The organism is Caenimonas sedimenti (assembly GCF_007833165.1).
Lineage (GTDB): Bacteria > Pseudomonadota > Gammaproteobacteria > Burkholderiales > Burkholderiaceae_C > Ramlibacter > Ramlibacter sedimenti.
Genome location: NZ_VOBQ01000004.1, coordinates 443302 through 456084 on the forward strand (window position 1 = coordinate 443302; position 12783 = coordinate 456084).

The 12783-nt window shown below is 69.3% G+C and carries 11 protein-coding genes; 5 read left to right on the plus strand and 6 right to left on the minus strand.

Going from position 1 to position 12783, the window contains the following annotated elements:
• Nucleotides 1-101: 101 nt before the first annotated feature.
• Both FN976_RS06790 and FN976_RS06795 read left to right on the plus strand, forming a co-directional pair.
• Nucleotides 102-794 (plus strand): M12 family metallopeptidase, encoded by a 693-nt coding sequence (locus tag FN976_RS06790; protein WP_145892224.1) that lies wholly within the window; start codon nt 102-104, stop codon nt 792-794.
• 6 nt (nt 795-800) lie between these two features.
• Nucleotides 801-1304: a hypothetical protein gene (locus FN976_RS06795; RefSeq protein ID WP_145892225.1), complete on the plus strand. Its 504-nt coding sequence runs from the start codon at nt 801-803 to the stop codon at nt 1302-1304.
• A 3-nt stretch (nt 1305-1307) separates the two neighbouring features.
• Here FN976_RS06795 and FN976_RS06800 read toward each other — a convergent pair whose 3' ends face one another.
• Nucleotides 1308-3317 carry an NHL repeat-containing protein gene (locus FN976_RS06800; protein WP_186510770.1) on the minus strand — a complete coding sequence of 670 codons (2010 nt, stop codon included), beginning with the start codon at nt 3315-3317 and terminating at the stop codon, nt 1308-1310.
• Between the two features lie 158 nt (nt 3318-3475).
• On the opposite strand from FN976_RS06800, the gene FN976_RS06805 reads away from it, so the two are divergent.
• Nucleotides 3476-5275: an ATP-binding response regulator gene (locus FN976_RS06805; protein WP_186510771.1), complete on the plus strand. Its 1800-nt coding sequence runs from the start codon at nt 3476-3478 to the stop codon at nt 5273-5275.
• Between the two features lie 6 nt (nt 5276-5281).
• Here the strand turns inward: FN976_RS06805 and FN976_RS06810 are convergent, their stop codons facing one another.
• From FN976_RS06810 to FN976_RS06820, 3 genes are all read right to left on the minus strand, one after another.
• On the minus strand, nt 5282-8077 hold the full coding sequence (locus tag FN976_RS06810; RefSeq protein WP_255440209.1) for a G8 domain-containing protein: 2796 nt from the start codon (nt 8075-8077) through the stop codon (nt 5282-5284).
• Between the two features lie 596 nt (nt 8078-8673).
• Nucleotides 8674-9027 carry a hypothetical protein gene (locus tag FN976_RS06815; RefSeq protein ID WP_145892229.1) on the minus strand — a complete coding sequence of 118 codons (354 nt, stop codon included), beginning with the start codon at nt 9025-9027 and terminating at the stop codon, nt 8674-8676.
• Nucleotides 9027-9527, minus strand: a complete 501-nt coding sequence (locus tag FN976_RS06820; protein ID WP_145892230.1) for a globin family protein — start codon at nt 9525-9527, stop codon at nt 9027-9029. The genes FN976_RS06815 and FN976_RS06820 overlap by 1 nt, the downstream gene beginning before the upstream one ends.
• Before the next feature lie 229 nt (nt 9528-9756).
• Here FN976_RS06820 and FN976_RS06825 point away from each other — a divergent pair, with 229 nt between their 5' ends.
• Nucleotides 9757-10458 carry a response regulator gene (locus FN976_RS06825; protein WP_255440185.1) on the plus strand — a complete coding sequence of 234 codons (702 nt, stop codon included), beginning with the start codon at nt 9757-9759 and terminating at the stop codon, nt 10456-10458.
• Nucleotides 10459-10498: 40 nt separating this feature from the next.
• A complete protein-coding gene (locus tag FN976_RS06830) occupies nt 10499-11461 on the plus strand; it encodes an MBL fold metallo-hydrolase (RefSeq protein WP_145892231.1) in 963 nt (320 codons plus the stop codon).
• 291 nt (nt 11462-11752) lie between these two features.
• Here FN976_RS06830 and FN976_RS06835 read toward each other — a convergent pair whose 3' ends face one another.
• Both FN976_RS06835 and FN976_RS06840 read right to left on the minus strand, forming a co-directional pair.
• The gene (locus tag FN976_RS06835; RefSeq protein WP_186510772.1) at nt 11753-12145 is read right to left on the minus strand and encodes a hypothetical protein; all 393 of its coding nucleotides are present in this window, start codon (nt 12143-12145) and stop codon (nt 11753-11755) included.
• Between the two features lie 98 nt (nt 12146-12243).
• A complete protein-coding gene (locus tag FN976_RS06840; protein ID WP_145892233.1) occupies nt 12244-12675 on the minus strand; it encodes a hypothetical protein in 432 nt (143 codons plus the stop codon).
• Nucleotides 12676-12783 lie beyond the last annotated feature (108 nt).

Here is a 12783-nt window from a genome sequence, read left to right on the forward strand (position 1 = left end):
ACGCAGCCGTACCTCAAATGCGGGTTGACGCGGCCCGGAGATGACCGCGCAATCGCCTTCGGCCGGCCATCCGACGGCCAGCGACATTCAGGAGGAATTCCATGACAGACCGGAAGCAGTGGGTTTGCACGGCACGGGACGTGCCGGGCGGCAGGCGGGTGAGCGAGAAGGCCACCCGCGGGGTGGCCAAAGTCGACAGGTGCTGGCCGAAAGGGACGGAACTGAAAATCCGCTTCCTCGAAGGAAGCCCCGCCCTGCACGACCGGGTGCTGGCGGCGGCACGCGCCTGGCTGGTGAGTGGTGTGAAACTCAGCATGGTGCCCGCCCGTGCTGGCGAGAGGTCGGACATGCGGATCGCCTTCAAGGAGCGCGCGGGCTCCTGGTCGTACGTCGGCACCGAGTGCCTCGACATCGCCGCGGACAAGCCGACGATGAACCTGGGCTGGGCCACCCTGGACACGGCCGAGGACGACTTCTCCAGCGTCGTGATCCACGAGTTCGGCCACGCGCTGGGCCTGCTGCACGAACACAACCACCCGAAGGCCGGCATCAGCTGGAACAAGCCGGCCGTCTACGCCGAACTCGGGGACAAACCCAACAACTGGGACAAGCGGACCATCGACGACAACGTATTCGCGAAGTTCGCGGCCGGCCAGGCCGTCACGGACTTCGACGACGTCTCGGTCATGATCTACACCGTCCCCGCGCACTGGACCACCGACGGCAGCAGCTTCCTGCCTTCGCCGCGGCTGTCGACGGGGGACAAGGCCACCATCAGGAAACTCTACGGATAGGAAACGGTGCAAGCCTGGCGCGTCGATCGGGAGGTGCTCGCCATCGGCGCGGTGCGGATCGCGCTGCAGCGCATCGCGCTGGCGCACTGGCGGGCCGACGCGCGCCTGCGCAGCTGGGGCGTCGCGCCGCTCGTCGTGCTGGACTCCGCATCACTGGCGGTGCCCTGCTGGCCCGAGGAGGCGCTTTGGCTCGGCGCCTGGGGGGAGGATGACGCCGCGAGCGCGGCCATCGCCTTGCATCTCCCCGGCGGCCTGGGGCCGGTGCGCATCCATCTGCCCGCGGAAACGGCCATCACGAGCCTGGAAGATGCGGCAGGCGGGGCGCGGCCGCTGGCCTGGGAATCGCCGGAACAGGATCACCTGGTCCTGGAGCTTGCCGTCGAGCACGCTGGCGGCCGGGTGGCGCTGTCTCTCGTGCTGCTGCGCCCCGCCACCTGGGAGCAGCGGAGCGGCCGGCCGGCACCGCCGCCGCCGCAGAGCCCGCCACCCTTGCCGCCCCGGCTCGGCTGAGCGTCAGCGGGCCGCATCGATCCGCAGGACGGCGTGGTCGACGGTGGCATAGAGCACCCCGTCCAGCCATGCCAAGCCCATGATCCGCCGGACCGCGCGCAGCAGCGGATCGTCCCCCGCACCGACCTGGCCCGCGCCGCCCACGATGCGCTCGACACTGCCGTCCACCCCGATCCGGCGGATGCCCGTCGCATCGGCCACGTACAAGCGGCCTGCGGCGTCCAGCGTCAAGGCGCGCGGCTGGTTGAACCGCACGGATTGCAGGTCGCCATCGTTCGCGCCGGCCTGGCCCGCCGCGCCGGCCAGCACGCGCACCTGGCCCGCCGGACTCACGGTGCGGATCACGTGGTCGAACCCGGCGGAATAGACCGTGCCGGCCTCGTTGACCGCCAACGCAGCGGACTGGAACCCGGAGGCCAGCACCTCGCGGGTGCCGTCGGCCCGCAGGCGGTCCAGCGTGGCGCCACCCCCGCTGGCGAAGTACAGGGAGCCATCGCGGCCGGCGGCGAGCACCGGGGACCACACCGGGAGCAGCGAACGCACGACAGTTCCTTCGATCTCCACCAGGTCGTAGAGGCTGTTGGTGAAGACGCGGCTGGCGTAGACGTCGCCCTGGGGCGATGCCGCCAACGCGGTCACGCTGCGGCCCAGGGTCTGGAAGCTCCCTGTCGCCGGCGTGCCGGCTTCGCCGGTGAAGGTCAAGGTGCTGACCTGGCCGCTGCGCGTCACGCGGCGGACGCGCGCATTGCCGCTGTCCGCGACGAGGAAGGAGCCATCCGGCAGCGCCGCGATGCTCGCCGGTGCGTGGAAGCGCGCGGCGGCACCGCCCCCGTCCACCAGGCCGATGCCGGCGCCGCCGGCCACGGTGGTCACCAGGCCGCGATCGTCGATCTGCCGGATCGCGTGGTTCTGCGTATCGGCCACGAGGATGCGCCCGCCGATGCCGACAGCGACGCCTTCCGGATGGTTGAACCGTGCAGCCGCGCCTGGCCCATCCGCACTGCCGCGCCCGAGCGGCCCGTTCTCGCCGGCGATCACGCGCGACTCGCCCGCCAGGTCAATGCGCAGGATGCTGTTGTGGACGTCGTTGACGCTCGGCACCGGCGCGAACACGCCGCTCGATGCGACGAGGACCTCGCCGGAACCGAGCGCGGCAATGCCCATCGGCATGGGCACTTCCACCACGCCCTGCGGCCTGGCACCCCACGGCAGGGCACGCGCCAGCGAATCGAAGCGGCGCAGGCGTCCCACCGAGGTGGAGCCGGCGGCGTCGAATTCCGACACCACGACGTTGCCCGCACCGTCGACCGCGATGCCGTTCAAGATGGTGAAGCGCGCCGCTGTTCCATCCGCGACGACGAAGCCGCTCTGGCCCAATTGCCCCGCGAAGGTGGTGACCTGGCCGTCCGTGCGGACGCGCCGGATCGCCCCGCTGCGATCGGCCACCAGCAGGGTCCCGTCCGCATGGAAGGCGAGCGAACGCGGCGCATCGAAGCGCGCTGCCGCCCCGGTGCCGTCCACGGCGCCGCGCTGCCCGGCGGAACCCGCCAACGTGAAGACCGTTCCGTCGATGGCGATCCGGCGAATGGTGTGATTGCCGGTGTCCGCAACGAACAGCTCGCCTTGCGCACTGCGCACGATGCCGGAAGGCGACGAGAACCGCGCGCTGGTGGCGGCGCCGTCGGCCGCACCCGCCTGTCCGGCGGCGCCGGCGAGCGTCGAGACCGCGCCATCCGGAGCGATGCGCCGGATGGTGTGGTTGCCGGTGTCCGCCACGAAGATGGTGCCGTCCGGCGCCTGCGCGGCCGCGCGAGGACCGTTGAACTGCGCCGCCGTGCCGATGCCGTCCGCCGTCCCCGCGGACTGCAGGGAGCCTGCCAGCAGTGTGATCTGCGCGGCCGGAGGTGGGTTCTCGCCGGGGCTGCCGCCGCCCCCACCGCAAGCCACGAGGGCCGCGGCCATGAGCCATGGCGCCGCAACGCGCCAACGAAGAAGGAGGGTCTGGATCTGCATGGGACGTCTCGTCTGGATCGGTCGCAGCAAAATTAGCATGGCACCTCCCCGGGAGATGACACACGGACGCATCGCACCGGTAAAGAATCGAAAAAGGGCGCGACGGGTTGCCCGGCCGTGGCAGCCCGACTATGCTGGCGCGCACCAAGAAAGCCCGCATGACCATCACGGCCGCGCCGATCGACATCCCTGCCGAGGAAGAACAGCGCATCCGTCGGCTGGTGCGGGAAGAGCAGTTCTCGCTCATCTTCCGCACCAACCGCAACTCCAACGTGGTGGCGATCTCCATGGCCCTGGTGCTGTGGATGTACATGTACTTCCGGCTCGGCAATTCGTGGGCGCTGGTGTGGGGCGGCGCCATGCACTTCACGCAGCTCGTGCGCTCCTTCTGGGTTGGCCGCTACTTCCGCGATCCCTCGGTGGTGCACGACCCGGGTTGGGTGCGCGGCTACCTGCTGCGGCTGGGCATCAACGGCGCGATCTGGGGCGCTGCGCCACTGGTGATGTTCGATGCGAACGACATGGCCGGGCTGGCGCTCGTCACCGTGAGCGTGCTGGCCATCCACAGCGGCGGCCAGACCTGGGTGGCGCCGGTGCGCGGCGCCATCCTCGCCTTCTGCCTGCCCATCATCGTGCAGCTGTGCATCGCGCTCGCGTTGCACGACAGCGCCACGCTGCGGGTCGCGGCCGTCCTGGCGTTCCTCTATCTCTACCTGAGCATGCGCTTCGCGCTGCAGCACAACCAGATGCTGGCGGACTCGCTGCACGCGCACTTCCTGAACGCGGCATTGAACGCACGCCTGTCGGAACAGCTGGCGGTGGTGGAACTCGCCAGCACCGAAAAATCCCGCTTCTTCGCCGCCGCCAGCCACGACCTGCGGCAGCCCATGCATGCCATCGCCCTCTTCAGCGCGGCGCTGGAGCACGACCTGCGCGGAACGCCACAGCACGAGAGCGCTTCGCGTTCGCTCGACGCGGTGCGCGCACTCAGCGAATCGCTCGACGCGATGCTGGACGTGTCGAAGCTCGACGCCGGCGTCGTGCAGGTGCTGGAAGCCGGCGTGCCGTTGCAGCACGTGTTCCAGCGGTTGAATGCGCTGTTCGCCCCGCAGGCCAACGAGAAAGGCCTGCACCTGCGCTTCCGCTCGACCACGGCCGTCGTGCTGACCGACGAACGCCACCTCGAGCGCATGCTGGCCAACCTGGTCAGCAACGCCATCAAGTACACCGCGCGCGGCGGCGTGCTGGTGGCCGCCCGGCCGCGCGGCGCGGGCCTGGCGATCGAGGTCTGGGACACGGGCATGGGCGTGCCGGCCGGCCAGCACGAACGCATCTTCGAAGAGTTCTTCCAGTTGGGGAATCCTGGCCGCGACCGCTCGCAGGGCCTGGGCATCGGCCTGGCCGTGGTGCGCCGGCTCTCGGCGCTGCTCGGGTTGCCGGTCCGCCTGCAGTCCACCCCGGGGCGCGGCAGCGTGTTTCGCATCGAAGTGCCCGCCGGCAAGGCGCTCGCCGCGAGCACGGTGCCGGCGGCGGCACGACTGCCGGCCGCGGCGCCCGTCACGCCGCTCGCCCTGCCCTCCTGCGTGCTCGTCCTGGATGACGAGGACGACATCCTGGCGGCGGTGCGCAGCGTGCTGTCCGGCCACCGCATCGAGGTGCTCACGGCGTCCGATTGCCAGCAGGCGCTTGCCTTGCTGCAGGATCCACGCTGGGCCGGGCGCATCGACGCATTCCTGTGCGACTGGCGCCTGGGCAGCGGCACGAGCGGCCTGGAGTTCGCGAGCAGCCTCGGGCCCGAGCACGGCATCCACGTGGCGACCGTCATGGTGACCGGCGAGACCGGTCCCGAGGCCTTGCGGCAGGTCCGCGAGTCGGGCCTGCCGACCGTGTTCAAGCCGGTCAGCGCGCCGCGGCTGCTGGAGGCCCTCTCTTCGGCTTGCCGGCCGCAACCGGCATAGCATCCTTCACTGCGTCACGCGCAGGTAGAACGGCCGGTACAGCGTCTCGTCGCTGAACGCCGACGGGTCGGCCACGAAGGCATCCACCAGCCCGCCGCGCAGCTTGATCCACACCAGGCGCGCTGCCGCATCGTAGAAGTAGGCGTCGCCCGGCTGGGCCAGCAGGTCCGCGCGCGTGTTGCGGGCCGTGAAGCGCCGGGTGGAGCCGGCGGGCACGGCGGCGATCTGCCCGTTGCTGATTGGCCCCGTGATCGGCGCGCTGGCGTAGCCGGGGAAGGTCGTCGCGAACACGTTGGCCGCCGCGCCATGGAACTCGACCGCCAACACGACCTCTTGCGCGGCCGTGTGCATGTTGCCGATGGTCATGCGCACGTCGGTCAGCGGGCCCTGTGCATTGGCGATGGTGCTCACGGCGTTGCGGTAGCCCGGGAAGGTCAGCACGAAGATGCCGTTCTCGCGCATCGCGAAGTGGCGCATGTTAGGCAGCAGCGTGCCGGCGGCGGCGGCGGGGGCGACACCCGCCACCGACCAGGTGCCGAGCACGGCGTCGGGGTTCGCAGGGTCGCGCCGCGATACCGCCAGTGCCATGAGTGGATAGGCATCGTCGTTGTTGCGGTCCAGCACGAAGAATTCGGCGCCGAAGTACTGGCCGCTGCAGCTCTGGCCGTTCTGCCCCGCCGGCGGGACCGCCACGCAGCCGCCGCCCGCCGTGAAGAACGGCAGGTCGTACACCCAGTTGTTGCCCGCCGGGCCGAACAGGCCCTCGTAGTCGACAACGGCACCGGCGAAGACGAAGTTGTTGAAGGCCGGCACCGAGCGCCGGCCGGGCGCGGCGTTGATCAGGACGTTGGCCTGGTTCTGCGCCAGGCTGCGCTCCACCGGCCGCAGGTAGTAGTCGTCGTTGGCGAAGGCGCCGGTGGGCACGGAGCCGGAGGCGGTGTTCAACGGGTAGTCCACGAACGGGAAGTTGATGATGGTGTTCTGCCGCATGGCGACCCCGCCGTGGTAACTGGCGAACGCGGCCGGCGGCTCCACCGTGCGCACCCCGCGGAACGCCGCGTGCGGTGCATTCGCCGAAGTGGCCAGCGTCTGCCAGGTGTTGGCGTTGTTCAGGCTGGTGCCGACCACGAGCGAGCGGCGGATGTGGCTGAGCGCCGTGGAGCCGATGAAGAACTTGCTGGTGTTGTCGGCCGAGACCCATTCCTCGTAGCTGGCGCCGTTGACACGGTTCCAGATGCCCTCGCGGTTCTTGTAGGTGGTGATGCGGCGCAAGGCGAAGGGGACGACCGGGTTGGTGTCGCTCGCGGGCAGCGTGTTGGCCGTCGGCTGGTACAGCAGGCCTTCGATGGCGCCGTGCGGCGGCGTGGTCACCGGCGGCTCGTCGAAGTGCACCCCGGCGAGATTGACCGAATGCGCGACGTTGTCGTCGAACACGCCGAACGGCGTGTGCCGCGGACGCATCTGCGCGTTCAAGCTGTCCGGGTGGCCGATCGGGTTGCGCGGGAAAGCCAGCCAGTAGCCGTTGCCGTCGATGTCCGCCACGGCGTTGCGGCGAACGGTGTTGTCCGGGTGGGTGAGCCACATGCCGCTCGGGCCGCCGCGGCCGGTGGCGTTGGGAATGTCGTGGTTCAGGAAGGCGCGGCCCGGCAGCGGGCCGCGCACCTGCAGCACCAGGTTGTCCTCGATCACGTTGCGGCGCTCGTTCGCGTCCTCCAGGAAGATCGCATGACCGCGGATGTCGTGGCAGATGTTGTTGCGGACTTCGACGCCGTTGGTGCCGTGGATGGTGATGCAGCGGTTGCGCGACTCGCTGATCACCGAATGGCGCAGCACGTTGCCCGTGGCGTCGCCGGTGGCGATCCCGCTGGCGTAGCTGAGCATGTGCCAGTGGAAGCCGTAGCGGCCGGACAGGCCGGCCTGGCCGACGCGGCGGAAGTGCACGCCATCGACGACGACGCGGGAGGCCGAACCCATGACCATGGTGTGGGCGCCGAAGCCCTGCTGTTGCCAGGGAAGGTCGTCCGCACCCTGGATCACGATGCCGCGCGTGAGGTTGCCGACCTCGGCACGCTGGTCGATCGCAGCCGGTGCGGGTGAAGCCGGTGGCACGTAGCCGGCGGGAGCCAGCGACAGGCCGGCCGGTGTGCCGGGCGCCGGGTACTGCAGGCGGCCCCAGCGTGGCGCGCTGGTGCCCCCGGTCAGGTGCAGCGTCGAGCCGCCTGCCGACGTGGAGCCGAGCAGCCGGCGATCGGTCTGCGCGATGCCGTAGAAGTCGGTCGGCGCGACGACGACCATGTCGCCGCTGGCCCAATCCGCCATGGGCTGCGCGAGTTGCAGCGCGGTGGCGCCGCCCGCCGCATGATCGGCCAGCTTCGTCCATGGGGCGGCGGGGCGCCGGCCGTACAGCGCGAGGCGACCGTTGCTCACCAGCAGGGCGCGCGTGCCCATGCCGGGGATGACGTTGGTGGCGGTGTTCGTGTCGGTCAGCGTGATCACCGCGTTGTTCTGGAACGGCTGCGCCGCCGAGCCGATCTCGAGGGCGCCGCCGCTCACGTGGATCCACGCGCTGGTCAGCGCGCGGGGTGCCGTGTCGGCAAACGTCAGCGTGCCGCGGATCGTGAGGCCGCCCAAGGCCGGCGGATTGGTGTCCAGGCGCACGCAGCGGCCGACGGGGATGTCCACCGCGGCGCCCGCGCCGGGCAGTGCGCCGCCCCAGGTCGCGGGATTGGACCAGTCGTCGCAAGCGGGTGCCGGTGGCGCGGCCGCACCGACACAGGATGGGGTCCCGGTCACGGTCCACATGCCGTTGCCGCAGGAGAACTGCGCGGCGCCGGTCGCCGGGCCGACGTTGTCGAAAAGCTGAGCCAGGCCGCCGCTGGCGGCGAACGTCGCCGAACCACTGCAGGCGTTGGCGCCGACGGTCCAGTGGAGGGTCTGGCCGGCGCACGGTGCGGGTGCGGGTGCTGGTGCGGGTGCGGGTGCTGGTGCGGGTGCTGGTGCGGGTGCTGGTGCGGGTGCGGGTGCAGGTCCCGGCGCAGGTGCAGGAGCTGGTGGCGGAGCAGACCCCGGAGCGGGAGCGGGTGCAGGCACTGGAGAAGGTGCAGGCGCTGGCATCGGCGCGGCTCCGGGCGCCGAAACAGGCGCTGGCGCTGGCGCCGGCCCAGCCACGGCGGGCGGAGCGGGAGCGGGTGGAGGTGCTGCCGGCGCCGAGATCGGCGCGGGCGCCGGCAAGGGTGCGGGCGGGGGTGCCACGGCGGAAACCGAGGGCGTGGCGGTATCGCCGCCGCCGCCGCCGCAAGCGGTCAGCACTGCGAGCGCAAGAAGCTGGATCGGCCAGGCGAACAGGCGCGGGCCGGAGAGATCAGGTCGAGTCTTCACTTCGTTTCATCCTTGCGCGGTCACCACAGCTTGGCCGCCGTGGTGCAAACGCTGCCTTGGGGTTGGAGTGCGCAAGCGGCCCGCACCAGGTCGCACATGCGCCCGTCGGCTCGCACCAGTTGCCGGTACACGTCACCGGGCACCGCGCCGGCGCCTGCGACGAACACCACGGCGGCCTCCGGCGCGCTGCTCGCCTGCGTCTGCGCGGAAGCACCCGTGGCCACGCAGGTGCTTTCGGCCATGGCGCGCTGGCAGCGCGCGTACGCGCGGAGCGCAGCCGGGTCTTCCAGGACCGGCGCCGCCGCCTGGCTGGTCCGCAGGCCCAGCGCGACGACCGCCGAGGCCGTCAACATCAGGCCGACGCGAAAAGCCATCACCCGGCCCGGCGGCCGAACCATGCGGCCAACGCGAGGAACAGCGACCGCGGCCGGCGCGGCGCCTCGTGGTGGCCGGACGCTTGCCTCAGCGCCTGCTCGAGCGCGGGTCGCATGATCCCGGCCACTTCGCCGTACAGGGCGATCCAGGCTTGCCGCGTTTCCGCGGTGAAGTCCGAGCCCAGGCCCTGCTCCAGCGTATGGATCAAGGCCGTGCCAACGTCGTCGAAGTGTTCCGGACGCACGCCGTAGCCCGCGTGCCGCTTTGCCAATTCCTGCAAAGGCCCGCGCAGGGCGTCGAGGTTGCGCGCCGCGCCGACTGCCGTGCCGATGGTGTGCATCAGTTTCCGGCCCTGCGCGTGCAGGTCGTTCTGGAACAGCGGCCGCACGGCAGGCCGCAGCTCGAACAGCCGCTGGTAGAAGATGGCGGCCGCGGCGTCGCTGATCGGCAGCACGGCGGCGAAAGATCGGTTGATGGCCTGGATCTGCGTTTCGTTCATGGAGCCTCCGTCGATGGGTGCCCCGACCTTAGGGACCGCGAGGCGTCGCCGGAATTGCACAAGGTCATGTGCGATCTCGCGCCCGGCACGGGGTGAAGGCATGCCGGGCATGCCGAAAGTCACTGCCTTTCGGCACCTGCGCGCGTCGCGCCGCCCTGCCAAAGTGGCTCCGGCCGGTGATCAGGCGCCTTGTGGAGGCCGCCACGCACCGGCACAATCCGGAGCCAACATGGCCAGCACCCAGATCGACGCCGACACCTACCTGCTCGCCCAGAGCCTGCGCAGGAAGAGCGGCGTGCTGATCGTCGATGACCACGAGCTGGTGCGGCTCGGCCTGCGCGCGCTGCTGCATGCGCGCTTTGCGCCCACGCACACCCAGCTGCACGTCTTCGAGGTGCGTTCCCTGACGTCGGCGATGGAGGTCTACGGCCTCAACCGCGACAGCATCGCGCTGGTGTTCCTGGACCTGAACCTGCCCGATTCCGACGGCCTGCCGGGACTCGCGCAGTTCATGCGCAAATTCCCCAAGGCGCGCGTCGCGGTGCTCTCCGGCATGTCGGACCCGGCGACCGTGGACCAGGCGATCTCGCTCGGTGCCGATGCTTTCCTGCGCAAGTCGGCCGACCTGGACGACGTGATCGCCTACCTGGAATCACGCGGCGTGTTCCCGACCCAAGCCGCGGTGCCCGCTGCGCCGCGCAACGAGGCCACGCCGATGGCGGGGCTCACGCAGCGGCAGGTGCAGGTGCTCGGCCTGGTGCTCCAGGGCAAGTCGAACCGCGAGATCGCCGATGCGAGCGAGCTGACCGAAGGCACGGTCAAGAACCACGTCTCGACCATCCTGCTGCACTTCGGCGCCAAGTCGCGCTCGCAGTTGATCAGCGCACTGCGGCAACAGGAGGCCGCTGCAGCCGGCGCCAGGGCGCAGTAGAGTACGCATCGCCCACTTCCGGGTCTCGAGGAACAAGACGATGAAGAAACTGGCCCATTGGTCCTGCGCCTTCGCCTCCGCGCTGGCGCTGCTTGCCACCACCCTGCCCGCCACCGCCCAGGTGCCGATGCAGAAAACCCAAGCGCCCGGCTTCCACCGCATGATGGTCGGCGACATCGAAGTGACCGTCATCTCCGATGGCACGATCCGCCTGCCGGTGCTGCAGCTGCTGCGCGGCGACCGCGCGAAGATCGCCGATGCGCTCAAGCGCGGCTTCCTGGGCGAGCAGGTCGAGACGTCGGTGAACGCCTTCCTGATCAACACCGGCTCCAAGCTGGTGCTGGTGGACACCGGCGCCGGCCAACTGTTCGGGCCAACGGTGGGCCAGCTCGTCACCAACCTGCGCGCCGCCGGGTACACACCGGAGCAGGTCGACGAGATCTACATCACGCACCTGCATGGCGATCACGTCGGCGGTGTCGTGGCCACCAACGCGCGTGTCTTCCCGAACGCAACGCTGCGCATGGACAAGCGAGAGTCGGACTTCTGGCTGAGCGAGGCCAACATGGCCGCCGCGCCGGAGGCGGCCAAGCAGTTCTTCCAGGGCGCCATGCTGACCACGAAGCCGTACCTCCAGGCCGGCAAGATGCGACCGTTCGAAGGCGCGACCGAGCTCGTCCCCGGCGTGCGGGCCGTGTCCACCTACGGGCACACGCCCGGCCACACGATCTACACCGTGGAGAGCAAGGGCGAGAAGCTGGTGCTGTGGGGCGACCTGATGCACGTGGCCGCGGTGCAGTTCGAGGACCCGAGCGTCGTCATCCAGTTCGATTCCGACAACGCCGCGGCGATGCGGCAGCGCGTGGCGGCTTATGAAGAGGCTGCGAAGAATGGGTGGATGGTGGGGGCGGCGCATCTGTCGTTCCCTGGGGTGGGGAGGTTGCGCAGCAATGGGAGTGGGGGGTATACGTTCCTGCCGTTGAACTATTCGACGTTGAAGTAGCCGCGCGAGCGTAAGCGAGCGTGTGTCATCCCCGCGGAGGCGGGGATCCAGAGCTTCCATCTTCCTTTTGCACGCCACCTTGGGTGGCGGCTTCGCTGCGATGTTCGCATGCGGCCCGATGGGCGGGGCATCAAACTGAGCATAGTCCGCTGCTGTCTTGACCGCCATTTTCGGCTGGGCGGCAGCAGTTTTCGAGGCCAGCATTGATCAACTCTGAGCCAGGTCAGAGCGTCAATCAAAGTGAAGCAAGCTCCGCGTTCGTGTTGACTAGCTTGTTAGCCGCGCCGTGGCTCACCATGGAGGGCCCTCAAGCACTTGCGCTCCGTCGACGCACCACTCGAAGCCAAGGACCGGGCCTTTGATGAGAGTCGACTTCCGGCCGAGAATTTCACGAGCGCGAGCTGGGCGCTGCGGTTCTTCATCGTCATCCGGCGCGGCGAGTACCGCTTTCTCGGCCTCGTCGATGAGACACCAGTACTGCCAGAAGTCGTCGTAGATGTCGGCCGAGTAGTAGAGGGCTGCCTTCGCACACACCTTGCAACGCGCGAAAGCGACATTTTCGTGCTCGTATGGCCCCGTGAGGCGCTGCACTTCCTCGAACGGAGTGACTTCGGGCAGTTTCTTTGCTGGCTCGCACATGCAGCCGGCACCCAGGGTGTCCTTGGACTTGGATAGGCCTAGCATTTGATTTCAGCGGCTAACGTAGAAGTGACCGGCGACCATGGATAGGCCAGAGCCGCGCAGCGGCGGGACGCCCTTGGGCGTCCGTGTCGACTGCCATGTTAAGTCTCACTTAGAGCTGCCGAGATGAAGTCTTTGGCCGCCCCGACTCTCTCCGGAACGCCCTCGACACGGAACTTGCGAAATAGCCCCTTGGGGACATATCGCTGTGCCCAGACCTCGCCCTGCTCGCTCCCACGTTGACAGGCCATCACGACAATTGCATCCCACTTCTTTCCATCCGCAAGAGTGATACGACTATCGATGGCGAGTGCACAGCGGATGGCTTCCGGGGCCTGGGCTTTGATTACCTGGCATGCCAGCTCCATGGGATCCTCACCACGCTCGTTGAACAGGATCATCAACTTGCCGGTATCGTCCAATAAGAGAGGGTGTAGCGGACTGCCGGCGGCTTCGACCTGGGTCACGCCCTGATCAAGCGCGCGCTCGACCAACTGGGCCAACGTCAGAGGAAGATTGGTGTTTGCAGACATGGCCTCTCCGCCGTGAGGTTTAACGTCATCTAGACCGCGAAAGAACCGACCACGAGTGGCCACAACGTTCCGTAGGTAGAGTCTTGTGGATAGATGTGGATTCCATAT

Coding starts and splice junctions, on each gene's coding strand:
- FN976_RS06835 (WP_186510772.1), bottom strand. CDS start 12,145: ATGCTAGGCCTATCCAAGTCCAAGGACACCCTGGGTGCCGGCTGCATG.
- FN976_RS06840 (WP_145892233.1), bottom strand. CDS start 12,675: ATGTCTGCAAACACCAATCTTCCTCTGACGTTGGCCCAGTTGGTCGAG.
- FN976_RS06830 (WP_145892231.1), top strand. CDS start 10,499: ATGAAGAAACTGGCCCATTGGTCCTGCGCCTTCGCCTCCGCGCTGGCG.
- FN976_RS06815 (WP_145892229.1), bottom strand. CDS start 9,027: ATGGCTTTTCGCGTCGGCCTGATGTTGACGGCCTCGGCGGTCGTCGCG.
- FN976_RS06825 (WP_255440185.1), top strand. CDS start 9,757: ATGGCCAGCACCCAGATCGACGCCGACACCTACCTGCTCGCCCAGAGC.
- FN976_RS06805 (WP_186510771.1), top strand. CDS start 3,476: ATGACCATCACGGCCGCGCCGATCGACATCCCTGCCGAGGAAGAACAG.
- FN976_RS06810 (WP_255440209.1), bottom strand. CDS start 8,077: ATGTGGACCGTGACCGGGACCCCATCCTGTGTCGGTGCGGCCGCGCCA.
- FN976_RS06800 (WP_186510770.1), bottom strand. CDS start 3,317: ATGCAGATCCAGACCCTCCTTCTTCGTTGGCGCGTTGCGGCGCCATGG.
- FN976_RS06820 (WP_145892230.1), bottom strand. CDS start 9,527: ATGAACGAAACGCAGATCCAGGCCATCAACCGATCTTTCGCCGCCGTG.
- FN976_RS06790 (WP_145892224.1), top strand. CDS start 102: ATGACAGACCGGAAGCAGTGGGTTTGCACGGCACGGGACGTGCCGGGC.